A 24,305-nucleotide genomic window follows, 5' to 3' on the forward strand; every position below is an offset into this window, starting at 1 on the left:
TGGCGGCAACGCCGGGCCTTTTTCTTTGTGAAGTTGCAGCATCAGTCACTCCACCCTGCTGCCGTCATACACAAGCTTGAGCGGCCGCGGGCGCAAGGCGACAGCCGCATCACCCGCATAGCACCAAACAGGGGTGCCACCCACATTCCCCAGTTCCAGTTGGAACTGCACACACACCCGATCCGCCAGCACCATGACCTGAATCTCGCGTTTCTCCATAGAGCGTTCGAAATCGCGGCCCATCTGTGCCTTGAAGCGTGACAGCGCGTCCTTCACTTCAGGAAAGATGGCCCAAATTTTATTGTTTTTCTTCCGTGTAACTGAATAGGCTTCCTCATTCACAGCGAATCCTTGGCCATAGGCCACGTCTGAGACGAAACCAAAAGAGACAGTGATCATCAATATGATGATGACTGAAAAGCGTGTTTGTAACAGCATAGTGCAAACTTCTCACAATGACTGCACAGCTGCAAGATGCAGAATTTCCTCGACTTCCCGCGATACTCGGCTTTCTCAGCCGGCTTGGTAGCCGGTGTCCTAGGCGCTGGCGCGTCGCCTTATTCTCACTGCGGGCGGGTGCGCGCCGGCCACAACGCCAGTGCCAGCATCACCAGCGCCAGCAACAGCAGCAGCGGATTGGCAGTCGCGCCCGGCGCGGTGCCAGCGGTGTGAACGGGCTTGATCAGGCCCAGCCCCTGCCGCCCGGCATATTCGAGAACCAGCAGCAGCCACACCAATGGCACCAGCGCCCGATAGCGCACGGCGACCAGCAACATCACCAGGCCGATCAGCAATTGCGACAGGCCCCAGAGCGCGAAGATGGCGATGATATTGGCGCTGGCGTCCGCGCTGTAGCGGCTGAGCGGGATGGTCGCGATCGATTCGGCGCCGCCATCGGGTGCGAACATGTGATGCTGGCTGCGCCACAACGTGATGGCCGTCACCGGATAGAGCGCCCACAGCGCGAGCGGCCGGCCGGTGAAATCGGCAGTGGCGCTGGCCGGCAGCAGGCGCTGCAGCACGGTCATTGCAGGAAGGCCAGGCAGCCGGCGGCGTCCAGTAGCGGATCGATTCGCGCCCGCGTCGCGGAATCCAGCGCGGCATGGCGGGCGCGGAGATCGTCGAGGCATTTGGCCTGATATTTGAACACGCCCTGTTCGTAAGGCAGGCCATCGACGGCGAAGCGGAACAGGGTTTCACCGGCGGCAAGCGCCGCAGCGTTGGCCAGCAGGAACGGGCCATAGACACGGCCGATTTCGGCCAGCAGCAACGGCACCACCGGGGCCAGCGCCGCATCGCCAGCCTGCCATTCGCCGTCGACGCCGGAGGCATCATCCACATGCAGCAGCCAGCGATAGGTGCTGGGATAATCGGCGCGCATCATCGCCTGCGCCGTCGGATCGACGCCAAGCTGCGACAATTGCCCATAGAGGCCGAACTCCGCCAGCGATGGCCGGCTGCCGAACAGCCAGTGTTCGTTCACCACGTGGCGCTCCAGCGCCGCCAGCACCCGGCGGGTCGAGGCTTCGATCAGCGCGAAATTTTCCCGCGTGCAGCCGACCAGCGCCATCCGCCCGACCTGGCGGGCGCGGAACATCGTGGAAAATTGCTCGATGCGTTCGGCGCCGCCGCCCTTGAACGCATCGAACGCCAGCCAGCGGCTCATCTGCAGCTGATCGACCTCTTCCAGCCAGCGATAGCCAAACATTGCCTTGGTCAGCCATTCGTCGGCAAAATCCTCGATCAGATGCGCCAGGAAGGCGTGGCCGGGATCGGGCGGCACGATGCTGCGTGCCGGGTGGCGCGCTTCCAGATCATAGATCAGCGGAGTCGAATCATTGGCGAACTGGCCTTCGGGAGTTTCCAGCACCGGGATCACCGGCGCCTTCACCTTGGCGGTCGCATCGCCATGGCTGGTGCGGCCGTGCACCCAGACATGGGGAATATGCCGCGCCCGCATAACGGCGCGCATCTTCATCGAATAGGGTGACCCCAGTGCGCCGTGCAGCTTGTACATCCGTTCATCCCCACCACTGATTCCGGATGCTAGGCAGGCTTGCCGCAGGCTGCCAGCGCCCAACTTTGCGAGGCAGCCCCGCGACAGTGGCAGCAGCACGCGCGCGCTTGGCATCTTCTGCCCCGGCGATTAGGGCTTTGCCTGTGCTGCGCGACAAATCCTCTCCCACCGATCCGGCCGTGCTGGCGCTGCAGGCGCTGGCGCATGTGGCAGGCGATGAGGATATGGGGCCGCGCTTCCTGGCGCTGACCGGCATGGACGGCGCGGCGCTGCGGGCCAATGCCGACAAGCCGGCAACGCTGATGGCGCTGCTGGATTATCTGATGGCCAATGAAGCGGATCTGGTCGCCACCGCCGACGCGATCGGCGTGGAGCCGCAGGCCCTGGCCCTGGCCGCGCGCAAGCTGGGAAGCGACTGGTAATGGCAAAGCCGCTGATCATTTCCGATTGCGACGGCGTGCTGCTGCACTTCATCGCGCCGTTCATCGATTATCTGCGCGAGGCCCATGGCCTGACGCTCAGCATGGACAGTTTCGCGCTGACCGGGAACGTCAAGCGCGCCGATGGAAGCGCGGTGGCGCCGCAAGAGTTTCCGCCGCTGCTCGATGGATTTTTCGCGGATTGGATGCACCATCAACAGCCGATTGCCGGGGCTGCGGATGCGCTGAACACGCTGACAAAGGATTGCGATGTCGTGGTGCTGACCAACATCGCCGATCACCATGCCACCCGCCGCACCCACGAACTGGCGCGGCTGGGCATGCCGTATCGCGTCATCGGCAACAGGGGCGGCAAGGGCGAGCCGTTGAAGAAATTGCTCGACGAATTTCAGCCGAGCACCGCCATTTTCATCGATGATCTGCCGCCCAACCATACATCGGTGAAGGCGCACGCGGACCATGTCCACCGCCTGCACATGGTCGCCGAAATCGAGGTGCGCCACCTGATCCCCGCCGCGCCCGACGCCCATGCCCGCCATGATGACTGGCCGGCGATGCTATCCCATATCGAAACCATCCTGAAAGGCTGACGACATGACGCCCGAAGAAAAGCTCGCCGCCCTCGGCATCACCCTGCCCTCCGCTGCGCCGCCGGCCGCCAATTATGTGCCGACCGTCACGTCGGGGAACTTGATGCACATCAGCGGGCAGATCCCGTTCGCCGAGGATGGCAGCCTGATGAAGGGGCGGCTGGGCGACACGGTGGATATCGCCTTCGGCCAGGCCGCGGCCCGGCGCTGTGCGGTTGGCCTGATCGCGCAGATGAAGACGGCGCTGGGCGACCTGGCCCGTGTGAAGCGCGTCGTGAAGCTCGGCGTGTTCGTCGCCTCGCATCCCGATTTCACCAGCCAGCCGGAAGTCGGCAACGGCGCCTCCGATCTGATGGTCGAAGTGTTCGGCGATGCCGGCCGCCATGCCCGTGCGGCGGTGGGGGTGGCGGTGCTGCCGCGCGGTGTGGCGGTGGAAGTGGACGCGGTCGTCGAGATCGGCTGATGGCCGAACATTGGCAGGTGCGGGTGGTCGGCAAGGCCAGCGAAGTCTCGCTGGCCGACTGGAACGCCTGCGCCGGGCCATCGAACCCCTTCGCGCAGGCCGAATTCTTCCGCGCGCTGGAGGATTCTGGCAGCGCGTGCAGCCGCACCGGTTGGCAGCCGGTGCACCTGGTCGCCGATGGCCCCGATGGCCGCCCGGCCGGGATCATGCCGGCGTACCTCAAAACCCACAGCCAGGGCGAATATGTCTTCGATCATGGCTGGTCAGACGCTTATGAGCGCGCCGGCGGGCGTTACTACCCCAAGATTCAGGCGGCCTTCCCGTTCACGCCCGCGACCGGGCCCCGCTTGTTGCTGCGTGATCCCGCTGCGGGCCCGGCCCTGATCGCCGCCGCCGAGCAGATCACCGCCGGCAACGGCTTTTCCAGCGCGCACGCCACCTTCATCTGCCCGGAACAGCAGGAAATGTTCAAGGCGGCCGGCTGGCTGATGCGCATCGGCGAGCAATTCCACTGGCAGAACGAAGGCTATCAGAATTTCGGCGATTTCCTCGCCGCATTGTCGTCGGCCAAGCGCAAGCAGATCCGCAAGGAGCGCGAGAAGGCCGTCGCCGGGCTGGAGATCATCCACCTGACCGGCGCCGCCATCACCGAGGCGCACTGGGATGCGTTCTGGACCTTCTATCAGGACACGGGCGCCAAGAAATGGGGCCGGCCCTATCTGACGCGGCCGTTCTTCAGCCTCGTCGGCGAAGCCATGGGCGATCGTGTGCTGCTGATGCTGGCGCTGCGCGGCGGCAAGCCCATCGCCGGCGCGCTCAACTTCATCGGCGATGAATGCCTTTATGGCCGCTATTGGGGCGCCACCCAGGACGTGCCGTTCCTGCATTTCGAGCTCTGCTATTATCAGGCGATCGAATGGGCGATCCTGAATGGCCGGGCGCGCGTCGAGGCCGGCGCGCAGGGCGCCCACAAACTGGCGCGCGGCTATCGCCCGACGCCGGTGATTTCGGCGCACCATATTCCCGATCCGAATTTCCACCGCGCCATCGCCGATTATCTGGCGCGCGAAACCCGCGCGGTGATCGAGGAAATCGAGTATCTTGATCAGCACGCGCCGTTCAGGCGCGATCAAGGTTGAGCCATGTTATCATCGCACATGCGAATTTTCCTTGCCCTGGCGCTCGTGCTCGCCGCTCCCGCTGCTGCTGAAGTCGTGCGGCTGACGCCAGCCGAACGCGACGCGGTGATCGCTGCCGCCGCCAATGGCCCGGAGCGCGCCGCGGTGCTGACGCCGGAACAGGCCGCGCGCGCCTCCGTGCTGGATCGCTCGCTTTATCCGGAATTCTATGGCGAAGGCCCCACCAAGCGGGATCGCAAGGTGCACGGCGAGATGACCGTGTTCGCCGGCAGCGGCGGCACCTACGGCATGTCGGGCACGGCCATCGTGCCGGTTGGCGAGAGCGGCACGGCGGCGATTTCGGTGCTGCAAGGCACCAGCAACCGCGGCGGCCTGCAGGGCTTCAGCCTGGGCTATGCCAGCGGCGGCGCGGCGAACGATATCAGCTCGTTCAGAGGCTTTGGCGGTTATGGTGGCATCGGGGGCTATGCCGGCGGCTATGGCTTGTGGACAACGCCCTGGGGCGCTTCGCCCTATCCCGGCCCGCCGCCGCACCGGCGGCGTTAAGGCGGCTGGCCTGCTGCATCGATCCACAGATCATCCGGCAAGGCCCGCACCCGAACGCAGCGACGACCATCGGCCGTGTAGGTGATGATGTCTGTCGGCGCACGCGTGCCCACCACCAGCAATCGCGCCGGTCGGTCGCTCACATTTTCGAGGTGGTGACCAACAGCAACCCCGGCCGGAAAGGTGGCGGCATCGCCTGGCTGCATGGTGATTGCCACACCGCCTTCGTGCAGCACCAGGCTGCCGTCCAGCAGCAACACCATCTCGTCTTCATGTTCATGCCAATGGTCGCGCGACGTGACGGCACCCGGCGCTATGGTCTGGATCAACGCACCAAATTGATTGAGCCCACCCGGCGCACTGATCCATTGCGATCGAATGCGTCCGCCAGGCGCATCCTCATCCTCGGCCAGCATCTGGTCAGGCGTGATCAACGGCATGGTGCAGACCTTCAATAGAGGGCGATGTTATCGATCAGCCTTGTCGTGCCCATCATCGCCGCCGCCAACAGACGCGCGCCCGGTGCCGGCGTGCCCAGGCTGTGCAGCGTTTCGCCATCGGCAAGCTCGAAATAATCGATATGGCCGAAGCCAGCGCCCTTCAAGCGGCGCTCGCCGGCCGCCAGCGCCGCTGCCACCGGCATGCCGGCCCGAATGGCCTCGCGCGTGGCCTCCAGCGCTTGCGGCAGGGCCAACGCCCGGGCGCGTTCATCAGCCGTCAGATAGGCATTGCGGCTGGACAGCGCCAGGCCATCGGCATCGCGCACGATGGCGCAGCCCACGATCGTCGTGCCGATATCCAGATCTGCCGCCATTCGCCGGATGATCGCGAGCTGTTGCCAATCCTTCTCCCCGAACACCGCGACATCGGCTTGGCACCCGCTCAGCAGCTTGGCGACCACCGTGGCCACCCCGTCGAAATGGCCGGGGCGCACCCGGCCACACAAGAGATCCGGCAGGCCCGCAACCCGCACGAAGCTGGCAAAGCCCGGCGGATACATGGTGGCGACATCGGGGGCATAGAGCAGGCGGCAGCCGGCGCCGGCCAGCTTCAGCGCGTCGCCGGCCTCGTCGCGCGGATAGCGTTCCAGATCCTCGTTCGGCCCGAACTGCTTGGGGTTCACGAAGATCGACGCGACCGCCACGTCGGCCTGGGCCAGGCCCTTGGTCACCAGTGCCAGATGCCCGGCGTGCAGCGCGCCCATGGTCGGCACCAGCGCAACGCGTTTGCCCTCGCGCTGCCAGGCGCGCACCTGGTTGCGCAATTCGACCGGGGTGCGCACGATAGGCAAAGCGTCAGTCATCGGCGTGTCATGCCTTTCGTTCATCTGCGTTGACAGGTGGCGCGCGCTGTGGGCGATACGGGCGAAACCTGCAAGCTTGGCAGTGTGAGGGGACATGTGAGCGCACATCTGATCGTGATGGCCAATGAAAAGGGCGGCACCGGCAAATCGACCACGGCCGTGCATGTTGGTGTGGCCCTGGCGCTGGCCGGGCATCGCACCGCGCTGATCGATCTCGACAGCCGGCAGCGCACCGCCACCCGCTATCTGGAAAATCGCTGGCTGCACGCGCAGCGCCATGGCCTGACCCTGCCGGCGCCCGATGTAGCGGTGGTGGCCGATGGCGAAAATGGTGAGGCCGAGCTGGCGGAGCGTCTGCACCAAGCCAGCGCGCTGGATTTCATCGTCATCGATTCGCCCGGCCGCGATTCGGCGCTGGCCCGCGCCGCCATGGCCCGCGCCGACACGCTGGTGACACCGATCAACGACAGTTTCGTCGATTTCGATCTGATCGGCGAAGTCGATGGCGAAAGCTTCGAAGTGACCAAACCGAGCTTTTATGCCGAACTGGTCTGGCAAGCCCGCACCCGCCGCGCTCGCGAACAGGGACGGCCGATGGATTGGGTGGTGCTGCGCAACCGCCTGTCGGCGCTGGATGCGCGCAACAAGCAGCGCATGGGCGCCGCGCTCGATTCGCTGTCGAAGCGCATCGGCTTTCGCGTGCTGCCCGGCCTGTCGGAACGCGTGATCTTCCGGGAATTTTTCCCGCGCGGGCTCACCCTGCTCGATCGCGCCGCGCTCAGCGATTTTTCCTTGAGCCATGTCGCGGCACGCAGCGAATTGCGCGCCTTGCTGAACGGGCTGAACCTGCCCGGCGGCATCGAATTGGGCGCCTGATGTTATTGGCAATCCTGGCGGTGGCGGCATTGGCCTGGTGGCTGCACCGCGAAGGCGTGCTGTTGCCCAATCTGCTACGGCTGGGGGGCGCGGCGGCGGCCGGTTTGCTGACTTTCCGGCTGCTCAGCACCGGCCGGCCCGTGCTGGCGCTGGTGGCGGCCGGTGCGGGCCTGGCCTGGTGGCAATGGTCGCGCCGGGCGGCGGCGCTGCCCGGTGGTGGCCACAACCGGCAGCTGGCGGCGGCCGCGATATTGTTGAAGGTGCCGCTCGACGCGGGATCGGATGTGATCTGGCAGGCGTGGCGGCAGGCGATGACGACGGCGCATCCGGATGCCGGCGGCAGCGACGAAGCCGCACAAGCCCTGACCGCGGCACGCGACCTGTTGATTGCAGCGGCCGACAAGCGCCGCGAAACCGGGCGATGACGCGTCCGTAACTTGCGGTGGACTGCCAAAGCCACAATTGCAATTGTAACATTCGGCGCGCATCAAGGCACCGCTATTGCATTGCAGCATTTTCCAGAGGAACCACGTGTCTCACATTTTCCATCCGACCGCCCTGCGCGAATATGACATCCGCGGCATTGTTGGCGAAAGCCTGACCGAAGCCGATGCCCGTGCTGTGGGCTTGAGCTTTGGTACTGCTGTGCGGCGCGGCGGCGGCAAGCGGGTGGCCCTTGGCCGCGACGGCCGCGAATCCTCGCCGGCGTTGAGCAATGCGGTGGCGCAAGGCCTGATGGCGACGGGCTGCGATGTGATCGATGTCGGCCTTGGGCCCACGCCGATGCTGTATTTCAGTGTGTTCGAACTTGGCGCCGATGCCGGCCTGATGGTAACTGGCAGCCACAATCCGCCCAACTGGAACGGCTGCAAGATGATGCTGAGGGATCGGCCGTTCTTCGGTGCCGACATTCGCGGCCTGGGCGAGCTCGCCGCCGCCGGCGATTGGGAAAGCGGTGCAGGCAGCAGCCAGACGCATTACATCATGGACCGCTATGTCGAGGCGCTGGCTGCCGATTTTCGCGGCAAGACCGGTGATGGCGCGTTCACCATTGCCTGGGATTGCGGCAATGGCGTCGCCGGCCCGGTCGTGGAAAAGCTCACCCGCATCCTGCCCGGCACCCATCATCTGCTGTTCACCGAGGTGGACGGCACCTTTCCCAATCATCACCCCGATCCCACCGTCGAGGCCAATCTGGTCGATCTGAAGCGCGTCGTGGCCGAAAAGGGCTGCGATTTCGGCGTGGCCTTCGATGGCGATGCCGATCGCATCGGTGCGGTCGATGGCCAGGGCCGCGTGGTGTGGGGCGATCAATTGCTGGCGATCATGGCCGAGCCCGTGCTCGCCGAACTGCCCGGATCGACGGTGATCGCCGATGTGAAGGCCAGCCAGGCGCTGTTCGATCGCATCACCGAATTGGGCGGCACGCCGCTGATGTGGAAAACCGGCCACAGCCTGATCAAGGCCAAGATGAAAGAAGTGAATTCGCCCATCGCCGGCGAAATGAGCGGCCATATCTTTTTCAAGCATCGCTGGCACGGCGTGGACGACGGCATATTGGGTGCCGTGCGCCTGATCGAGGCAGTCACCGCGCTGGGCGGCTCGCTCACCGCGCTGAAGGATGCCATGCCGGCCATGGTCAATACACCGGAAATGCGCTTCCAATCATCCGAAGACCGCAAGTTCGAAGTGGTGGCCGAAGTGCTGGCGCGGCTGAAGGCCGAGGGCGCGACGGTGAACGAAACCGATGGCGCCCGGGTGATGCGCGCCGATGGCTGGTGGCTGCTGCGCGCGTCCAACACACAGGATGTGCTGGTCGCCCGCGCCGAAGCCGGCAATGCCGCCGCCCTGGCGCGACTGGAGGCCGAACTGCAGGCGCAACTGGCCTTGTCGGGTGTGGACGGAGTCGCGGCCGCGCACTAGGCCGTGAACTCATAAATTCCATACCCCGTCATTGCCCGCAGAAGCGAAATGGCGAGGAGAACGGCCGCTGGCGGGGCTTCGCCCCCCGGCAAGGCCGGTCGACGACGCCATTTCGCTTCTGCGGGCAACCCGAAGGGCGGCCCGGAGCAGCCCGGCCCTAGCGGCGGACGCCGCGTAAACGCGGCTGGGGCGCTCGTTTCGCTTGGACGGTGCTGCCACCGCCACTGCGCTCACTCACTCGGGCCGGGCTGCTCCGGGCCGTGCCGGGGCATGGAATTTATGAGTTCACGGCCTAATTGCCGCCCGCTTTCCCGGCTGGGCGTAATCGCCTAGACCGCTGGGCATGAGCATCTGGGCAACGCTGGCCGGCACCGCCATCGGGTTGGTGATCGGGGGTCCGATCGGCGCGCTGGCCGGCGCGGCGGCCGGCAGTGCCGTCGATCTGGCGCGCGCCCGCTTCACCAAACCCGGCCAGCGCCAGGTGGCCTTCACCATCGCCGCCATCGCGCTTTCGGCCAAGATGGCCAGCGCCGATGGCGAGGCCACCGCAGCCGAATTCGCCACTTTCCAGCGGCTGTTCCGCGTCGATCCTGCCGAATTGGTCAACGCGCGGCGCTTCTATGATCTGGCCAAGGCGTCCACCGCCGGCTTTGAAGCCTATGCGCGGCAGGCCGCCGAGCTGCTGGGGCCGGGATCGCCGACGCTGGAGGATCTGCTCGATGCGCTGTGGATGATCGCTGCGGTCGATGGCTTTGATGCGGCCGAACTGGCCTATCTCGAACAGGTCGCCAACCTGCTGGGCTTTGATGCGGCGGCGCAGGCGCGCATCCGGCGCCGCCATCTGGCGCCCGCCGCCGATGATCTTTGGGCGGTGCTGGGCGTGGAACCCGGCGCGGATGCCGCCACGATCAAGGCGGCATACCATGCGCTGGTGAAACGCTATCACCCCGATCGCGCCGTCGCCGAAGGCGTGCCATCGGAATTCATCCGCGTATCGGAACTGCGCATGGCCGCAATCAATGCGGCCTATGATCAACTGACAGGGCGCCGCCGATGAAACCCGCCCATCTTGCCATGATCCTGGCCATCGATTGCATCTGGGCCTGCAACATCGTGGCGCTGAAGGAATCGGTGGTTTCGGCCGGGCCGCTGGTGGCGGTGCTGCTGCGCTATGCCGTGGTGACCTTGGTCTGCCTGCCGTTCCTGCGCTGGTTGCCAGGGCGGATGCATATCATCCTGCTCACCGGGCTGGTCGCCGGCGCCGGCTTCATGACTCTGGGCGCGCTCAGCTTTGCGGTGGCCGACAATCTGTCGGCGCTTTCGATCGTCGGGCAATTGGGCGTGCCGTTCAGCCTGATCCTCGCAGTGATCTTCATGGGCGAACGCATCCGCTGGCCACGCATCACCGCCATCGCGATTGCCATCACCGGCGCGGTGGTGATGGGCTTTGATCCGGCCATTGCCAACGAACGCCTCGGCCTGATCCTCACCGTGGGCGCCGCCATGTGCTGGGCCGGCGGCAATCTGCTGTTCCGAACCTTGGCGGGCGTGCCAGTGCTGACCATTCACGCCTGGCTGGGGCTGATTTCCGTGCCGGTGATGCTGGTGGCGGCGCTGGTGGTCGAACCCGAACATGTGGCCGCCATCCCGCAATTGCCGATCAGCACCTGGGGCTGGCTGGCCTATTCGGGGATCATATCCTCGGTGATCGGCCATGGCGGCATGACCTGGCTGTTCCAGCGCTATCCGGTGGCAGTGGTTTCGCCACTCACCCTGCCCACCCCGCTGATTTCGGTGGCCGTGGCGATTGCCGTCTATCACACGCCGATCACCGGCCAGATGCTGGTCGGCGGCGCGCTGACCTTCGTCGGCGTTGCCATCATCACCTTGCGCACTGCGCAGCGGCGCGACACGGATGTGCCGGTGGAGCCCCTATAATGCCCAACGCGATCACCCGCCCAAGCCCGAATTTCGATGTGCGCAAGCTGCCGATCGCCATGCTGGTGATGCACTATACCGGCATGCAGACCGGCGACGCCGCCATCGACTGGCTGGCCAATCCGGCCTCCAGTGTCTCGGCGCATTATGTCGTCGCCGAAGACGGCACCGTGCTGCAGATGGTGGATGAGGCGAACCGCGCTTGGCACGCCGGGCGCAGCTGGTGGCGCGGCATCACTGATATCAACAGCGCCAGCATCGGCATCGAGATCGTCAATCCCGGCCACGAGTTCGGCTATGTGCCCTTCCCGCGCCCGCAGATGGACGCGGTGGTGGCGCTGGCCACCAACATCATCGCGCGCCACCGCATCGCGCCGGCCAATGTCGTCGGCCATAGCGACATCGCCCCCACCCGCAAGCAGGACCCCGGCGAGCTGTTCGATTGGCCGCGACTGGCCGCACTCGGCCTGGCCGCCGCACCCGCCCCCAGCCTCGATCCCGGCTGGACGGACCCCGGCTTTCTCGCCGCACTCGCCCGCTATGGCTATGATATGACCGCGCCCGCCGAGGCGGTGATCGCCTTTCAGCGCCGCCACCGCCCGGCTGTGCTGGACGGCGTGATCGATGCCGAATGCCGCCGAATTTTGCGCGGGCTGCTGGTGGCGGAAGGCTTGTAAGAAAAAGGCGGCCAGCCCACGGGGGAGAGGGCTGGCCGCCAGGTTTTCCCGCCGATGGCCCAACAGGGGGAAAGGCCATCAAGGACGCGGTGGCCGGCAAGGCTGCCTGCCAGCAGAGTCAGCAACAAGGGGGGGTGCTGACCTGACAGTTACGCAAGTGGTGCGAATAAGGTTACATTGCAACTGTGTAATGTTGCCGCGCCTCAGCGTGTCGGCCGCCGCGCCGCCACCGGCAGGTCATGCCCGCCGAAATCCAGCGTGCTGTGCGAAACGATGCTGCCCAGTGCATCGATGATCACCCGCAGCCGGCGCTTGTCGGTGGCGAAGGTCAGGCGGAAGGTGCCGAAATCCTCATCGACGCCGGCTTCCACCCAGGTGCTGATCTGCCGCCCGGCCAGCATCGGCTGCACGGCTTCCGGGGCGAGCTTCAGCCCTTGCGCAATCACTTCGGCCGGCACGGTGAAGCTTTGCCCTTCGCTGCCGATATTAGCTTCAATCTCGATCATGCGGCAGCCAGTGGCGCGAATCATCGGAAAAGGCCATAGGGCGGCGGCGATCACGTCGTCGGGCGGCCGCGTCAGGATTTATTCTGCCGAGGAAAGTCCGGGCTCCACGGAACGCGGTGCCGGGTAACGCCCGGCGGCTCCTTCGGGAGTCAGGGACAGTGCCACAGAGAAGAGACCGCCGATGGCCCCGGAAACGGGGGACAGGCAAGGGTGAAACGGTGCGGCAAGAGCGCACCGCGCGATGGGCAACCAAAGCGGCACGGCAAACCCCACCGGGAGCAAGACCGAATAGGGATGGCGCGCATGTTTCGACATGCAGGGCAGGAACCGGCCCAGTCATCCGGGTTGGTTGCTGGAGGCGGCGGGCAACCGCCGTCCGAGAGGAATGGTCGCCCATGGGGTTTCGGCCCCGGGACAGAACCCGGCTTATAGACGATGTGATCGCATCGCGGCCCTTCTTGCTCCCCTCCCGCTTGCGGGAGGGGTTGGGGGTGGGTCTGCGGCATAGGTGCCAGTCCCGGCGGCATGAGCCGCCCCAAGCCCCAAAACGCGCCACCCCTCCGTCTCGCTGCGCTCGCCACCTCCCCTTGCAGGGGAGGATCATTGCTCCTCCCCTGCAAGGGGAGGTGGCAGCCGAAGGCTGACGGAGGGGTGGCACGCGTGGACGCCGTCGAACTAGCCCGACCGCAGCAACGCCACCCCCGCATCCCGCTCGAACAGATACAGCAACACCCGCGCCGCCTGTCCGCGCACCCCCGCCAGCCCGCCGTCGCGCTCCAGCAGCAACCGCGCATCATCGCGCGCCATGGTGACGAACTGCTGCACCCGCCCCGGATCGGCGAAGCGGAATACCTCCTCGCCCGATTGGCGCGTGCCCAATATCTCGCCCGGCCCGCGCAGTTTCAGATCGGCCTCGGCAATGCGAAAGCCATCATTGGTCTCGCGCAACAGTTTCAGCCGTTGGCGCGCGGTTTCCGACAGCTCATCGCCGCGCAGCAGCAGGCAGACGCTGTGCCCCGCCCCGCGCCCGACCCGGCCGCGCAACTGGTGCAATTGCGCCAGGCCAAAGCGTTCGGCGGCTTCGATGATCATCAACGTGGCGTTGGGCACGTCCACCCCCACCTCGATCACCGTCGTCGCCACCAGCAGGCCAAGGCGGCCGGCAGCGAACTCCGCCATCACTGCATCCTTGTCCGGCCCCTTCATGCGGCCGTGCACCAGCCCGACGCGGTCCTCGCCCAGCCGCGCCTTCAGGAAGGCCGCGCGCGTGGTGGCGGCAGCTTCATCCGCGTCTTCATTGCCATCAACCAGCGGGCACACCCAATAGGCCTGGCCGCCGCCATCCAGATGCCGGGCCAGCGCCGCCGTCACCTCATCTAGCCGCGCCGTCGCCATCACCCGCGTGTCGATCGGTTGCCGGCCGGGCGGGCGTTCGTCGATGATGCTCTGGTCCATTTCGCCAAAGCGGGTCAGCGCCAGGCTGCGCGGGATCGGCGTGGCGGTCATCGCCAGCACATGCGGCGGCACGCGGGCCTTGCCTGCCAGCAACAGGCGCTGCGCCACGCCAAAACGATGCTGTTCATCGACCACGACCAAGCCCAGGTCCTGATAGGCCACTGTCTCCTGGAAAATCGCGTGGGTGCCGATCAAGATGTCGATGCGCCCTTCGGCCAGATCATTCAGCAACGCCTCCCGCGCACGGCCCTTGTCGCGCCCGGTGAGCAGCGCGATCCGCACCGGCAGATTTGCGGCCTGTCTGGTCAGCGTCGCATGATGTTGCCGCGCCAGGGTCTCGGTGGGCGCCAGCAACGCCGCCTGGGTGCCGGCCTCCACCGCGGTCAACATCGCCATCAGGCCGACCAGCGTCTTGCCCGATCCGACATCGCCTTGCAGCAGGCGCAACATGGGCTGCGCCTGCGCCATGTCACCGGTGATTTCACCGAGCACGCGGCGCTGCGCGCCGGTCAATTGCCACGGCAGGCTTGCCAGCAGCGGCCCGGTCAGCCGGCCGTCGCCCGCCAGCGCCCGCCCGCGCCGGCTGCGCGTATCGGCGCGCACCAGCAGCAGCGCCAGTTGATTGGCCAGCAGTTCATCATAGGCCAGCCGGTCACGCCCCCCATTCATCTGATGCGCAGCGGCCAGACTGTCGGCAAAGCCGGCCCAACCAGCCCGCGCGATCACCGATGGCTCGATCCATTCGGCCAGCGCCGGCACGCGGCCCAGAGCCTCTGCCACCAGTTGCGCCATGCGCCGGTTGGTCAGGCCTTCGGTCAGCGGATAGACGGCTTCGCGTTCGGGCGGCGGCGCCTGGCCGTCCATCGCTTGCACATCGGGGTGGGCGATCTGCAATTTCTGACCATAACGGTCGAGCTTGCCGATGATGCGCTTCTCGACGCCGATCGGTAGCCGCGTCTGCGCCCAACTCGCGCTCTGGCCGAAGAACACCAGATCCACCCACTGCCCGCCGCGATCGACCGCCGCGACGCGCAGCGGACTGCGCGGGCCGCCGCGATCGTGCCGCGCTGCCGTCAGTGGCACCACCACCGGCCGGCCGACCAGGCTTTCATCGAGCGCGTCCACCGCCAGCCGGTCGATCATCATCACCGGCAGATGGAAGGCGAGATCGATGGCGCGCGTGATCTTCAGCCGGCCAAGCTGCCGCACCTGCGACGGCCCGACGCCTTTCAGCGCGGCGACTTCGGCGAACAATGGGTTGAGGATGTCCGGGCGCATGGCTATGCCAACCTCATAGCACCGCGCTGGCCGTTTGAAACGCCGCGTGGAAAAGTGCTTTGGGCAATCCTGTTTTGAAGGCGCGGCAAAGGACTTGGGCACGATGAACGACAACCAGCCGGACTCGATGGAATTGCGCCTGCGCCGCGCGCGCTATCGTGCCGACCATCGCGGCACCAAGGAGGCCGATCTGGTCGTCGGCGGTTTCTTCGCGCGCCATGGCGCCGATTTCGACGAGGCGGCGATGGCCTGGTTCGAAGTGATCTTGCAGGAACAGGATGTCGATATCCTCGCCTGGGCATTCGGCACGGCGGCAGTGCCGGCGCATCTGGACAATGACTGGATGCAGGCGCTGAAGAAGCTCGATTATGTCGAAGTTACCAAATAACCCCTCTCCCCTTGCGGGAGAGGGAGGGGCCCGCCGCGCAGCGGTGGGAGGGAGAGGGGTTGCGCACGCCGCAGCCACATTCCCTCTCCCCGCTCGCTGCGCTCGCATCCCTCTCCCGCAAGCGGGAGAGGGTGATGTGAAGGGGAGAGGGGTGAATTGATCGATCTCCCCCGCTTCATCGCCGCGCCGCGCGCGGTCACGCTGGCGCGTTGTGCCGGCGGTTATCTGCCGTGGCTGATGGCCGATGCGGCGCGCGCCACCAAAGGCCGCGCCTGGTTCATTGCCGCCGACGAAGCCCAGGCCCGTGCCGTTGCCGAAGCTGCCAGCTATTTCGCCCCCGAAATCGCCGTGCTGGTGCTGCCGGCCTGGGATTGCCTGCCCTATGACCGCGCTTCGCCGTCGCTGAAAAGCGCGTCGGACCGGGTCGCGGCGCTGGCGGCGCTGACCGAGGCGCCGACCGGCGCGCAGCTGGTGGTCACCACGGTCAACGCCATCACCCAGCGCGTGCTGCCGAAATCGCGCATCGCCGCCCTCGCGGCACGGCTGAAACCCGGCAGCCGCATCGATCGCAATGCGCTCGCCCTGAAATTGGCCGCCAACGGTTATGTGCGCGTCGATACGGTGGTGGAGGCCGGCGAATATGCGCTGCGCGGCGGCCTTGTTGATGTGATGGCGGCCGGCGCTGATCATGGCCTGCGCCTCGATTTCTTCGGCGACGAGATTGAAACCATCCGCCGCTTCGATCCGGCCAGCCAGCGCAGCCTGGGGCCGGCCGACGGCTTTGATCTGCTCCCTGTGTCCGAAGTGCTGCTGGATGAGGCGCGCATCAAGGCGTTCCGCGCCGGCTGGCTCGAACGCTTCGGCGCCACCGCTACCGGCGATCCGATCTATGAAGCGGTCAGCGACGGGCGGCGGCTGGCTGGCATGGAGCACTGGTTGCCGCTGTTCGAACCCGGCCTGGTGACGATGTTCGACTGGATCGGCGCAGATGACCTGCTGGTTCGGGATCATGGCGCCGACGGGGCGGCGTCCGACCGGTTCGAAGCCATTGCCGATTATCACGACAACCGCGTGGCGGCGCTCAGCCAGAAGAAGGGCAGCTATCGCCCGCTGCCGGCAGACGCGCTGTATCTGGCACCAGCCGAGTGGGCGGCGCAACTGGCGGCGCACAAGGTGCATGCCACATCGCCGCACGATGTTGCCGATGGCACGCTGTTTGCCATCGATTGCGCTGCCAACGCCGCGCGCGATTTCGCCCCGGAACGCGTGGCGCAGGCCAATGGCGGCGCGCCGGTCTATGCCGCCATCCTCGCGCATGTCGAACAGCGCCGGGCCGCCGGGGACCGGGTGATCCTCGCCAGCTACTCCGCCGGCGCGCGCGAACGCCTGCGCGGGCTGCTGGTCGATGAAGGCATGACGCGTCTCGCCCTCGCCGATCATTGGCAGGAGGCGCTGGGTCAGGCCGCGGCCGGTGCGGTTGTGCTCACCGTTTTGCCTTTGGATCATGGCTTCACGCTCGAAGAACCGCGCGGGCGGCTGCACCTGCTGACCGAACAGGACATGCTGGGCGACCGGCTGGTGCGCAAGGCGCGATCGGTGCGGCGCGCCGATGCCTTCATGGCGGAACTCGCCATGCTCAGTCCCGGCGATCTGATCGTGCACCGCGATCATGGCATCGGGCGTTATGATGGCCTGCTGGCGATTGCGATCGGCGGCAAGCCGCATGATTGCGTGGCGCTGAGCTATGACGGCGGCGACAAGCTGTATGTGCCGGTCGAGAATATCGACGTGCTCAGCCGCTATGGCAGCGATTCCGATGGCGTCGGCCTCGACAAATTGGGCGGCGTCGCCTGGAGCACCCGCAAGGCGCGGATGAAGAACCGCATCCGCGAGATTGCCGGCGAACTGCTGGCAACCGCGGCGGCGCGGATGCTGCGCGAAGGCGAGCCGGTGAGCATCGACGCGCACGGCATGGCGGCGTTTGTCGATCGCTTCCCTTATGCCGAGACAGACGATCAGCTGAAGGCCATCGGCGATGTGATCGACGATCTCACCTCCGGCAAGCCGATGGATCGGCTGGTGTGCGGCGATGTCGGCTTCGGCAAGACGGAGGTGGCGCTGCGCGCCGCCTATGCGGCTGCCATGTCGGGCATGCAGGTGGCGGTGGTGTGCCCGACGACCTTGCTGGCGCGCCAGCATCATCAGAATTTTCGCGAGCGTTTCACCGGCTTGCCGGTGGAGGTGCGCCACCTGTCGCGCCTGGTCACCGCCGGCGATGCCAAGGCGGCGCGCGAGGAACTGGCGGCCGGCACCGCCGACATTGTTGTCGGCACCCACGCGCTGCTGGCGAAAAGCATTGAATTCAAGCGGCTCGGCCTGGTGATTGTCGATGAGGAACAACGCTTCGGGGTCGTTCACAAGGAACGGCTGAAGTCGCTGAAGGCCGATGTACATGTGCTCACGCTCACCGCTACGCCGATCCCGCGCACGTTGCAGATGGCGCTGACGGGCTTGCGCGAAATGAGCGTGATCGCCACGCCGCCGGTCGATCGCCTGGCGGTGCGCACCTATGTGATGCCGTTCGATCCGGTGGTGATCCGCGAAGCGCTGCTGCGCGAACATTATCGCGGCGGCCAGAGCTTCATCGTGGTGCCGCGCATTTCCGACATGCCCGATCTGGAGGAATTCCTGCGCGAAACCGTGCCGGAGGTGAAGCCGATCTCCGCCCATGGCCAGATGGCACCATCCGAAGTCGAAGAGCGGATGAGTGCTTTCTACGACAAGCGCTATGATGTGCTGCTTTCGACCACCATCATCGAATCGGGCCTTGATATCCCGTCGGCCAACACCCTGATCGTCTATCGCGCCGATCGCTTCGGCCTGGCGCAACTCTATCAGATCCGCGGCCGCGTGGGGCGCGGCAAGACCCGCGCCTATGCCTATCTGACCACCGCTGACGGCGCGGCGATCACCGAAGGCGCCGAAAAACGCCTGCAAGTGCTCAGCCAGCTCGACACGCTGGGCGCCGGCTTCCAACTGGCCAGCCATGATCTCGATCAGCGCGGCGCCGGCAATCTGTTGGGCGACGAACAATCCGGCCATATCAAGGAGATCGGCTTCGAACTGTACCAGTCCATGCTGGAGGAAGCGATCCTGGAAGCGCGCGCCGAGGCCGCCGGCATGAAGCCGCCCGCCGAAGCCTTCAGCCCCCAGATCACTGCCGAAGTGCCGATCCTGATCCCCGAACATTATGTGCCCGACTTGAATGTGCGCATGGCGCTGTATCGCCGCCTGAACGAGCTGGATGGCCGCCCGGCGATTGATGGGCTGGCGGCCGAGATGATCGACCGCTTCGGCCCGCTGCCCTCCGAAGCCGAAAATCTCCTGTCCGTCATCGAGATCAAGCTGGCCTGCCTGGCTGCCGGCGTCGCCAAGCTGGAGGCTGGGCGCAAGGGCGGCCTGATCAGCTTCCGCGACGATCGTTTCGGCAATCCCGATGGCCTGATGGCCTATATCGAGCGGCTGGGCGCGCGCGCCAAGATAAGGCCGGATCAGAAATTGTTTATTGCCGCCGATTGGGGCGATGATCGCACCCGGCTGAAGGGCGCTCTGCAAATCGCCTCGGCGCTGGCCAAATTGGCGGGCGGCGCCACCGTCAAGCCGTCTGTGAAACCGGCGGCCAAGCCCTTGCCGCCCAAATTGCCGGCGGCGAAAGTGCCGATCCGGCCGTCGATCTTCAAATCCAAGCTGGGTCGGCGTTAGGCTGGATTGCCTCTGGGCTAAGCGAGAAAGCTCCCTCCCTTCAAGGGAGGGCGAGAGACGAGCCGCCGGCGAGGCCCGGGGTGGGTGTCATCTGTGGGCGCAGGCAGGATCACCCACCCCGCTCGGCTGGCGCCGAGTCGCCCTCCCTTGAAGGGAGGGAACCAAGGGGCGCAATCGAGCCTAAGCCACGCTCACCTTCGGCCGGCCAGCGCAAAATTCGGCCAATGCAGCCTGATCCATTGGCGGCGCCACGCAGAAGCCTTGCACCCACTGGCAGCCGGCGGCGCGCGCGGCGGCCATCTGCACATCATCCTCGATGCCTTCGGCCACGACGGCGAGGCCCAGCCGACGTGCCGTGGCGATCATGCCTTCCACCACGATGCGCTCCCGTTCCGACCCGGTCAGGCCGATGGCAAAGCTGCGATCCAGCTTGATCGTGTCCACCGGCAGCCGCGCCAGCCGCGCCAGGCTCGAATAACCGGCACCGAAATCATCGAGCGAAATGCCCACCCCGTCGCGGCGCAGCAGCGACAAGGTGGCGGCGGCCGCGTCCATGTCGTTGATGATGGCTTCTTCGGTCACCTCCACGATCAGCCGGTGCGGCGACAGGCCGGCGTGGATCAGATCGGTGGCCAGCGTGTCGATGAACTGCGGATCGGCCAGATCGGCGGCCGTGACGTTCAGCGACAGTTTCAGATCAGCCAGCGGCCCGGTCCAGGCCGCGGCGGCGGCAATGGCACGGGCGCGGATGTGACGGCCCAGCGTGATCGCCAGTTCGGCCGATGCCGCCGTTTCCAGCAGCGTGGCGGCAGACAGGCGGCCATGTACCGGATGGTCCCAGCGCACCAGCGCCTCGGCCCCAACGACATGGCCATCGGCCAGGCTGGCCAGCGGCTGGAACAGCACGGCGATGTCGCCATCGGCCAGCGCCCGGAACAGATCGGATTCCAGATCGACGCGCAGTGCCAGCGCCGCCCCGACATCATCGTGCATGAACCGCGCCACGGCGCCTGGTTCCCGGCTGCGCGCGTCGGCAAGCGCAATCGCCGCCTCCCGCAGCAGGCCGGCCGCGACGGCGCCGGGCTCGCCGGCCATGCGGCCATCATCCCAGGCGATGCCGGCACGGCCCGACACATGGATCAACCGGTCATCAACCGCAAACGGCCGTTCGAACCCGCCGAGCAGCCGGCGCGCCAGCGCATCGATGCCGCGCGCCGCGGCCGCGCCTGACACGCCCAGGGCGAATTCTGCCGCCGTCAACCGGCCGAGCAACCGCACTTCGCCGCCATGCAGGCCGGCATCGGCAATCGGGCCCAGCCGGGCCGCGATCGCCGCCAGCAGACGATCAGCGACATCACGGCCGTGAATGGTGTTGATCTGGGAAAAGCGGCCGACCCCGACCACGATCACCCCCGCCGGTTGCCCGGCGGCGCGCTGATCGGCGAGCCAGCATTGGATGCGATCGCCGCTGGCCAGGCCGGTCAACCGATCGGCACCCGGCACATCGCTGGGCAACGGCGCCGCTGCGGCCGCCGCCAGGCGCGCGGCATGGCGCCCGGCCAGCGCCAGCGCATTGGTGAAACTGTCCGATCCAAACGGCGACACCAGCACCGATGTTGCGCCGGCTTCACTGGCGGCGCCCGACGCATTGGCATCGCTGCGCGACAGCAGCACCAGCATGGCGCCGCGCCGGCTTTCCACCGATGGCCCGAGGGCGCGCGCCACGGTCAGGCCGGCGGCCAGCGCACCGCGCGCATCCACCACCACGACCCGCACCGGTTCGGCGGCGAAACGCGCCGGCGCGGCGTCCGGGCGGCGTTCCAGCCGCGGCACCTTGCCCGCCGCCGTCGCCATCGCCGCCAGATCATCGGCATAGCGCGGCGAGACGATCAAGACCGGCTCGGAAGTTGTGAGACCCATGAAGCGCGTCAACCTGCCTAGCAAACGAGGAACAGAATAGCGCGTTGCCGCGCCATTGTCACCACTTCGGTATTAACTGAACCGAAATATCTTGTCCAGAAAATTGCCGAATCACTTGCCAAGCCGGCCACGCCTGCCACAGGCTTGGCCGATGTTTGGTGATCGGCCTGCGACCATGGCGCCTGCGACGCTGCCGACGGCTCGGCTTGCCGCGCCGCCGCTGATTGATCCGTTCGGCCGCGCCATCACCTATCTGCGCGTCTCCGTCACCGATCGCTGCGATTTCCGCTGTGTCTATTGCATGGCCGAAGACATGCAGTTTCTGCCCAAATCCGAGGTTCTGAGCCTGGAGGAGATCGATCGCATCGCCTCGGCCTTCATCCGGCGCGGCACGCGCAAGCTGCGGCTGACCGGCGGTGAACCGCTGGTGCGGCGCGGCATCATCGATCTGGTGCAAAGCTTAAGCCGCCATCTGAAAAGCGGCGCGCTTGAGGAATTGACGCTGACCAGCAACGGCAGCCAGATGACGCGCCATGCCGAGGCCCTGTTTGCCGCCGGGGTGCGCCGGGTGAACATCAGCCTCGATACGCTCGATCCGGAAAAATTCGCCCGCATCACCCGCTGGGGCCGGCTGCCGCAAGTGCTCGATGGCATCGCTGCCGCCACCGCTGCCGGGCTGAAGGTCAAGCTCAACGCCGTGGCGCTGGCGCACGAAAACGCCGATGAGATCGAAGCGCTGATGCAGTTCGCGGCGCAGGGCGGCCATGATCTAACCCTCATTGAAACCATGCCCTTGGGGGAGATTGGCGAAGACCGGGTGGACCAGTATCTGCCGCTGTCCACCGTGCGCCGGCAGTTGGCGCAGCGCTATACCCTCACCGATCTGCCGCACCGCACCGGTGGGCCGGCCCGCTATGTCCACGTCGAGGAGCTCGGCCTGCAACTGGGTTTCATCACCCCGCTGACTCACAATTTCTGCGAAAGCTGCAACCGCGTACGGCTGACCGCGACCGGGCAATTGTACATGTGCCTGGGCCAGGATGATCAGGCCGATCTGCGCGCCGTGGTGCGGCGTGAAGGGATCTGGGCAGGCGACGATGCAGCCACCATCGATGCCGCGCTTGATGAAGCCATTTCGCGCAAGCCCAAGGGCCATGATTTCGTCATCGATCGGCGCGGCGCGCGGCCAGCAGTGGCCCGCCACATGAGCATGACCGGCGGGTAAGCGCCGGCGATTTGGGGCAATCGGGGGGATATCAATGAAACTCGCACTGCTGGCATCCGACAGCCATGTCGCGCGCGCCGCCGCCGAAACCTTGCGCGCCGGCCATGAATTCGTGCCCGTGCGCGAGGCCGATGTGGTGGTGGCGCTGGGCGGTGATGGCTTCCTGCTGCATTGCCTGCACGAAGCCCTGCAATTGCAGGATCCCAAGCCGATGTTCGGCATGAACCGTGGCACGGTGGGATTCCTGATGAATGATTTCCGCGCCAAGGATCTGCTGGCCCGTGTCGAGGCCGCCAAGTGCTTCACCCTGCACCCGCTGATGATGACCGCCACGACCGCATCGGGGCGCAGCGTGTCCTTCCCGGCGATCAACGAAGTCTCGCTGCTGCGCGAAACCCGCCAGGCCGCCAAGATCGGCATCGCCATTGATGGCAAGACCCGCATGGAAGAATTGATCTGCGACGGTGTGCTGGTCTCCACGCCGGCCGGCTCCACCGCCTATAATCTGTCGGCCAATGGCCCGATCCTGCCGCTGGAATCCGATCTGCTGGCCCTCACCCCGATTTCGCCGTTCCGCCCCCGCCGCTGGCGCGGCGCGCTGCTGCCCGGTGCCAGCGGAATCGAATTCGAAGTGCGCGAATCCCGCAAGCGCCCGGTATCGGCCGTCGCCGATCAGATGGAAGTGCGCGATGTGGCCCACGTGAAGGTGGGCATTGATCGCGACATCAACCTGACTCTGATGTTCGATCCGGAATATGCCCTGGACGACCGCATCAGCCTGGAACAGTTCGCCAGTTGATCCGCCACGGCGGCAAATGCCCGCAAATCCGCTTGGCAAGCCCGGCAGGCGCCGCTAAGGGAGCGCTCCCACGCTGTTCCTCGGTAGCTCAGCGGTAGAGCAGTCGACTGTTAATCGACTGGTCGCAGGTTCGAATCCTGCCCGGGGAGCCAGCGTGGGCGTTCTCCAGACAATTTACAGCAATGTCAGCGGCAGCCGCAGAAACCGGCGGCCCTGTGTGTCGGCTGGCGGCAGTTCACCGGCGGCGATGTTCACTTGCAGGCTGGGCAGGATCAGCGTCGGCGGCGCCAGCGTCGCATCGCGCGCTTGGCGCATGGCAACGAAGCTGGCGGCATCGATACCATCATGCACGTGGATATTGCCGGCCTTCTGCGCCGCCACCGTGGTTTCGCAGCGATAATCACTACGGCCGGCCGGCAGATAATCATGGCCGACAAAGATCCTTGTATCGGCCGGCAAGGCCAGGATCCGGGTGATGGAGGCATGCAGGGTCGCCGCATCGCCGCCGGGGAAATCGCAGCGCGCCGTGCCATAATCCGGCATGAACAGGGTGTCCCCCACGAACGCCGCATCGCCGATCACATAGGTGGCGCACGCCGGGGTATGGCCCGGCGTGCGCAGCACGCGGATGGTCAGATTGCCGAGCGGCAGGGTGGCCCCATCTTCCACCAGCACATCGAACTGGCGGCCATCGGTAGCCATGTCATCCAGGCCGAACCGCGGCGCAAACACCTGCTGCACCTGTTTGATGTGTGAACCGATCACCAGGGGCGCACCGCTGCGATCCCGCAGCCAGTGGCCGCCGGCCAGATGATCGGCATGGGCATGAGTTTCCATCACCCATTTCAGGCTGAGCCGGCGCTGCGCCACCATATCCAGCAGGCGCTCAAGGCCGGCGTGGGAGACAGTGGCGGCTTTCGGTTCATAATCCAGCACCGCATCGATGATCGCCGCGGCGCCCGTGGTGGGGTCGGCAACCAGATAGGTCCAGGTGTTGGTGGCCGCATCGAAGATCGGGGTGACCTCCGGGGCGGGGCGGCGGGTTGGAGTCGGGATCATG

Annotated in this window: 24 protein-coding genes, 1 tRNA gene and 1 other RNA gene; 17 read left to right on the forward strand and 9 right to left on the reverse strand. The window is 66.2% G+C overall.

Going from position 1 to position 24,305, the window contains the following annotated elements; translation table 11 throughout:
* Positions 1-45: 45 nt before the first annotated feature.
* The 3 genes from AC6UUM_RS13215 to AC6UUM_RS13225 all read right to left on the reverse strand — a co-directional run bounded on the left by AC6UUM_RS13215 (position 46) and on the right by AC6UUM_RS13225 (position 2,017).
* Entirely contained in the window at positions 46-438 is a 393-nt protein-coding gene (locus AC6UUM_RS13215; RefSeq protein WP_500802733.1) for a hypothetical protein, read from the reverse strand.
* A gap of 125 nt (positions 439-563) precedes the next feature.
* Positions 564-1,028, reverse strand: a complete 465-nt coding sequence (locus tag AC6UUM_RS13220) for a hypothetical protein (protein ID WP_500802734.1) — start codon at positions 1,026-1,028, stop codon at positions 564-566.
* Positions 1,025-2,017, reverse strand: a complete 993-nt coding sequence (locus AC6UUM_RS13225; protein WP_500802735.1) for a glutathione S-transferase family protein — start codon at positions 2,015-2,017, stop codon at positions 1,025-1,027. The genes AC6UUM_RS13220 and AC6UUM_RS13225 overlap by 4 nt, the downstream gene beginning before the upstream one ends.
* Positions 2,018-2,160: 143 nt before the next feature.
* On the opposite strand from AC6UUM_RS13225, the gene AC6UUM_RS13230 reads away from it, so the two are divergent.
* The 5 genes from AC6UUM_RS13230 to AC6UUM_RS13250 are packed head-to-tail and all read left to right on the forward strand — an operon-like array spanning position 2,161 to position 5,195.
* Entirely contained in the window at positions 2,161-2,439 is a 279-nt protein-coding gene (locus tag AC6UUM_RS13230; protein ID WP_500802736.1) for a DUF3572 domain-containing protein, read from the forward strand.
* Entirely contained in the window at positions 2,439-3,047 is a 609-nt protein-coding gene (locus AC6UUM_RS13235; protein WP_500802737.1) for an HAD family hydrolase, read from the forward strand. The genes AC6UUM_RS13230 and AC6UUM_RS13235 overlap by 1 nt, the downstream gene beginning before the upstream one ends.
* Before the next feature lie 4 nt (positions 3,048-3,051).
* Positions 3,052-3,510 (forward strand): RidA family protein, encoded by a 459-nt coding sequence (locus AC6UUM_RS13240; protein ID WP_500802738.1) that lies wholly within the window; start codon positions 3,052-3,054, stop codon positions 3,508-3,510.
* Complete coding sequence (locus AC6UUM_RS13245; RefSeq protein ID WP_500802739.1) at positions 3,510-4,649, forward strand: GNAT family N-acetyltransferase; 1,140 nt, start codon at positions 3,510-3,512, stop codon at positions 4,647-4,649. Before AC6UUM_RS13240 ends, AC6UUM_RS13245 begins: the two co-directional genes overlap by 1 nt.
* A gap of 18 nt (positions 4,650-4,667) precedes the next feature.
* Positions 4,668-5,195, forward strand: coding sequence for a hypothetical protein (locus AC6UUM_RS13250; RefSeq protein WP_500802740.1), 528 nt, complete (start codon positions 4,668-4,670; stop codon positions 5,193-5,195).
* On the opposite strand, the gene AC6UUM_RS13255 is transcribed toward AC6UUM_RS13250, so the two are convergent.
* Both AC6UUM_RS13255 and panC read right to left on the reverse strand, forming a co-directional pair.
* Positions 5,192-5,635 carry a cupin domain-containing protein gene (locus AC6UUM_RS13255; RefSeq protein WP_500802741.1) on the reverse strand — a complete coding sequence of 148 codons (444 nt, stop codon included), beginning with the start codon at positions 5,633-5,635 and terminating at the stop codon, positions 5,192-5,194. The two genes, AC6UUM_RS13250 and AC6UUM_RS13255, sit on opposite strands and share 4 nt — an antisense overlap.
* Before the next feature lie 11 nt (positions 5,636-5,646).
* Positions 5,647-6,498 carry a pantoate--beta-alanine ligase gene (gene panC / locus AC6UUM_RS13260; RefSeq protein WP_500802742.1) on the reverse strand — a complete coding sequence of 284 codons (852 nt, stop codon included), beginning with the start codon at positions 6,496-6,498 and terminating at the stop codon, positions 5,647-5,649.
* Between the two features lie 117 nt (positions 6,499-6,615).
* Here panC and AC6UUM_RS13265 point away from each other — a divergent pair, with 117 nt between their 5' ends.
* The 6 genes from AC6UUM_RS13265 (at position 6,616) to AC6UUM_RS13290 (ending at position 11,912) form a co-directional block, all read left to right on the forward strand.
* Positions 6,616-7,374, forward strand: coding sequence for a division plane positioning ATPase MipZ (locus tag AC6UUM_RS13265; RefSeq protein WP_500804976.1), 759 nt, complete (start codon positions 6,616-6,618; stop codon positions 7,372-7,374).
* The gene (locus AC6UUM_RS13270) at positions 7,374-7,799 is read left to right on the forward strand and encodes a J domain-containing protein (RefSeq protein WP_500802743.1); all 426 of its coding nucleotides are present in this window, start codon (positions 7,374-7,376) and stop codon (positions 7,797-7,799) included. The genes AC6UUM_RS13265 and AC6UUM_RS13270 overlap by 1 nt, the downstream gene beginning before the upstream one ends.
* Before the next feature lie 106 nt (positions 7,800-7,905).
* Positions 7,906-9,297 carry a phosphoglucomutase/phosphomannomutase PgmG gene (gene pgmG, locus AC6UUM_RS13275; RefSeq protein ID WP_500802744.1) on the forward strand — a complete coding sequence of 464 codons (1,392 nt, stop codon included), beginning with the start codon at positions 7,906-7,908 and terminating at the stop codon, positions 9,295-9,297.
* Positions 9,298-9,640: 343 nt separating this feature from the next.
* Positions 9,641-10,354, forward strand: a complete 714-nt coding sequence (locus AC6UUM_RS13280) for a TerB family tellurite resistance protein (RefSeq protein ID WP_500802745.1) — start codon at positions 9,641-9,643, stop codon at positions 10,352-10,354.
* Positions 10,351-11,235 (forward strand): DMT family transporter, encoded by an 885-nt coding sequence (locus AC6UUM_RS13285; RefSeq protein WP_500802746.1) that lies wholly within the window; start codon positions 10,351-10,353, stop codon positions 11,233-11,235. The genes AC6UUM_RS13280 and AC6UUM_RS13285 overlap by 4 nt, the downstream gene beginning before the upstream one ends.
* A complete protein-coding gene (locus tag AC6UUM_RS13290; RefSeq protein ID WP_500802747.1) occupies positions 11,235-11,912 on the forward strand; it encodes an N-acetylmuramoyl-L-alanine amidase in 678 nt (225 codons plus the stop codon). Before AC6UUM_RS13285 ends, AC6UUM_RS13290 begins: the two co-directional genes overlap by 1 nt.
* A gap of 203 nt (positions 11,913-12,115) precedes the next feature.
* On the opposite strand, the gene AC6UUM_RS13295 is transcribed toward AC6UUM_RS13290, so the two are convergent.
* Positions 12,116-12,418, reverse strand: coding sequence for a DUF6522 family protein (locus tag AC6UUM_RS13295; protein WP_500802748.1), 303 nt, complete (start codon positions 12,416-12,418; stop codon positions 12,116-12,118).
* Between the two features lie 50 nt (positions 12,419-12,468).
* Between AC6UUM_RS13295 and rnpB the strand changes: the two genes are divergently transcribed.
* Positions 12,469-12,863: RNase P RNA component class A (rnpB, locus tag AC6UUM_RS13300), an RNA gene on the forward strand.
* A 230-nt stretch (positions 12,864-13,093) separates the two neighbouring features.
* Here the strand turns inward: rnpB and recG are convergent.
* The gene (gene recG / locus AC6UUM_RS13305) at positions 13,094-15,151 is read right to left on the reverse strand and encodes an ATP-dependent DNA helicase RecG (RefSeq protein WP_500802749.1); all 2,058 of its coding nucleotides are present in this window, start codon (positions 15,149-15,151) and stop codon (positions 13,094-13,096) included.
* Positions 15,152-15,254: 103 nt separating this feature from the next.
* On the opposite strand from recG, the gene AC6UUM_RS13310 reads away from it, so the two are divergent.
* A complete protein-coding gene (locus AC6UUM_RS13310) occupies positions 15,255-15,539 on the forward strand; it encodes an FAD assembly factor SdhE (protein ID WP_500802750.1) in 285 nt (94 codons plus the stop codon).
* A gap of 156 nt (positions 15,540-15,695) precedes the next feature.
* A complete protein-coding gene (gene mfd / locus AC6UUM_RS13315; protein ID WP_500802751.1) occupies positions 15,696-19,301 on the forward strand; it encodes a transcription-repair coupling factor in 3,606 nt (1,201 codons plus the stop codon).
* A gap of 180 nt (positions 19,302-19,481) precedes the next feature.
* Here the strand turns inward: mfd and AC6UUM_RS13320 are convergent, their stop codons facing one another.
* Complete coding sequence (locus AC6UUM_RS13320) at positions 19,482-21,221, reverse strand: EAL domain-containing protein (RefSeq protein ID WP_500802752.1); 1,740 nt, start codon at positions 21,219-21,221, stop codon at positions 19,482-19,484.
* Between the two features lie 175 nt (positions 21,222-21,396).
* On the opposite strand from AC6UUM_RS13320, the gene moaA reads away from it, so the two are divergent.
* The 3 genes from moaA to AC6UUM_RS13335 all read left to right on the forward strand — a co-directional run bounded on the left by moaA (position 21,397) and on the right by AC6UUM_RS13335 (position 23,397).
* Positions 21,397-22,446: a GTP 3',8-cyclase MoaA gene (gene moaA, locus AC6UUM_RS13325; RefSeq protein ID WP_500804977.1), complete on the forward strand. Its 1,050-nt coding sequence runs from the start codon at positions 21,397-21,399 to the stop codon at positions 22,444-22,446.
* Positions 22,447-22,480: 34 nt separating this feature from the next.
* Positions 22,481-23,245 carry an NAD kinase gene (locus tag AC6UUM_RS13330; protein ID WP_500802753.1) on the forward strand — a complete coding sequence of 255 codons (765 nt, stop codon included), beginning with the start codon at positions 22,481-22,483 and terminating at the stop codon, positions 23,243-23,245.
* 77 nt (positions 23,246-23,322) lie between these two features.
* A tRNA-Asn gene (locus tag AC6UUM_RS13335) sits at positions 23,323-23,397 on the forward strand.
* 22 nt (positions 23,398-23,419) lie between these two features.
* On the opposite strand, the gene AC6UUM_RS13340 is transcribed toward AC6UUM_RS13335, so the two are convergent.
* On the reverse strand, positions 23,420-24,304 hold the full coding sequence (locus AC6UUM_RS13340; RefSeq protein ID WP_500802754.1) for an MBL fold metallo-hydrolase: 885 nt from the start codon (positions 24,302-24,304) through the stop codon (positions 23,420-23,422).
* Between the last annotated feature and the right edge of the window lies 1 nt (position 24,305).

The sequence above is a fragment of the Sandarakinorhabdus sp. genome (assembly GCF_987265915.1).

Excerpts from the sequence above, each read along its gene's own strand:
- AC6UUM_RS13235 (WP_500802737.1), top strand. The coding sequence starts at position 2,439 with ATGGCAAAGCCGCTGATCATTTCCGATTGCGACGGCGTGCTGCTGCAC.
- recG (WP_500802749.1), bottom strand. The coding sequence starts at position 15,151 with ATGCGCCCGGACATCCTCAACCCATTGTTCGCCGAAGTCGCCGCGCTG.
- panC (WP_500802742.1), bottom strand. The coding sequence starts at position 6,498 with ATGACTGACGCTTTGCCTATCGTGCGCACCCCGGTCGAATTGCGCAAC.
- AC6UUM_RS13295 (WP_500802748.1), bottom strand. The coding sequence starts at position 12,418 with ATGATCGAGATTGAAGCTAATATCGGCAGCGAAGGGCAAAGCTTCACC.
- AC6UUM_RS13255 (WP_500802741.1), bottom strand. The coding sequence starts at position 5,635 with ATGCCGTTGATCACGCCTGACCAGATGCTGGCCGAGGATGAGGATGCG.
- AC6UUM_RS13220 (WP_500802734.1), bottom strand. The coding sequence starts at position 1,028 with ATGACCGTGCTGCAGCGCCTGCTGCCGGCCAGCGCCACTGCCGATTTC.
- AC6UUM_RS13225 (WP_500802735.1), bottom strand. The coding sequence starts at position 2,017 with ATGTACAAGCTGCACGGCGCACTGGGGTCACCCTATTCGATGAAGATG.
- AC6UUM_RS13240 (WP_500802738.1), top strand. The coding sequence starts at position 3,052 with ATGACGCCCGAAGAAAAGCTCGCCGCCCTCGGCATCACCCTGCCCTCC.
- AC6UUM_RS13250 (WP_500802740.1), top strand. The coding sequence starts at position 4,668 with ATGCGAATTTTCCTTGCCCTGGCGCTCGTGCTCGCCGCTCCCGCTGCT.
- moaA (WP_500804977.1), top strand. The coding sequence starts at position 21,397 with ATGGCGCCTGCGACGCTGCCGACGGCTCGGCTTGCCGCGCCGCCGCTG.
- AC6UUM_RS13285 (WP_500802746.1), top strand. The coding sequence starts at position 10,351 with ATGAAACCCGCCCATCTTGCCATGATCCTGGCCATCGATTGCATCTGG.
- AC6UUM_RS13270 (WP_500802743.1), top strand. The coding sequence starts at position 7,374 with ATGTTATTGGCAATCCTGGCGGTGGCGGCATTGGCCTGGTGGCTGCAC.
- AC6UUM_RS13280 (WP_500802745.1), top strand. The coding sequence starts at position 9,641 with ATGAGCATCTGGGCAACGCTGGCCGGCACCGCCATCGGGTTGGTGATC.
- AC6UUM_RS13310 (WP_500802750.1), top strand. The coding sequence starts at position 15,255 with ATGAACGACAACCAGCCGGACTCGATGGAATTGCGCCTGCGCCGCGCG.
- AC6UUM_RS13320 (WP_500802752.1), bottom strand. The coding sequence starts at position 21,221 with ATGGGTCTCACAACTTCCGAGCCGGTCTTGATCGTCTCGCCGCGCTAT.
- AC6UUM_RS13340 (WP_500802754.1), bottom strand. The coding sequence starts at position 24,304 with ATGATCCCGACTCCAACCCGCCGCCCCGCCCCGGAGGTCACCCCGATC.
- AC6UUM_RS13245 (WP_500802739.1), top strand. The coding sequence starts at position 3,510 with ATGGCCGAACATTGGCAGGTGCGGGTGGTCGGCAAGGCCAGCGAAGTC.
- AC6UUM_RS13265 (WP_500804976.1), top strand. The coding sequence starts at position 6,616 with ATGGCCAATGAAAAGGGCGGCACCGGCAAATCGACCACGGCCGTGCAT.
- AC6UUM_RS13215 (WP_500802733.1), bottom strand. The coding sequence starts at position 438 with ATGCTGTTACAAACACGCTTTTCAGTCATCATCATATTGATGATCACT.
- AC6UUM_RS13330 (WP_500802753.1), top strand. The coding sequence starts at position 22,481 with ATGAAACTCGCACTGCTGGCATCCGACAGCCATGTCGCGCGCGCCGCC.
- AC6UUM_RS13290 (WP_500802747.1), top strand. The coding sequence starts at position 11,235 with ATGCCCAACGCGATCACCCGCCCAAGCCCGAATTTCGATGTGCGCAAG.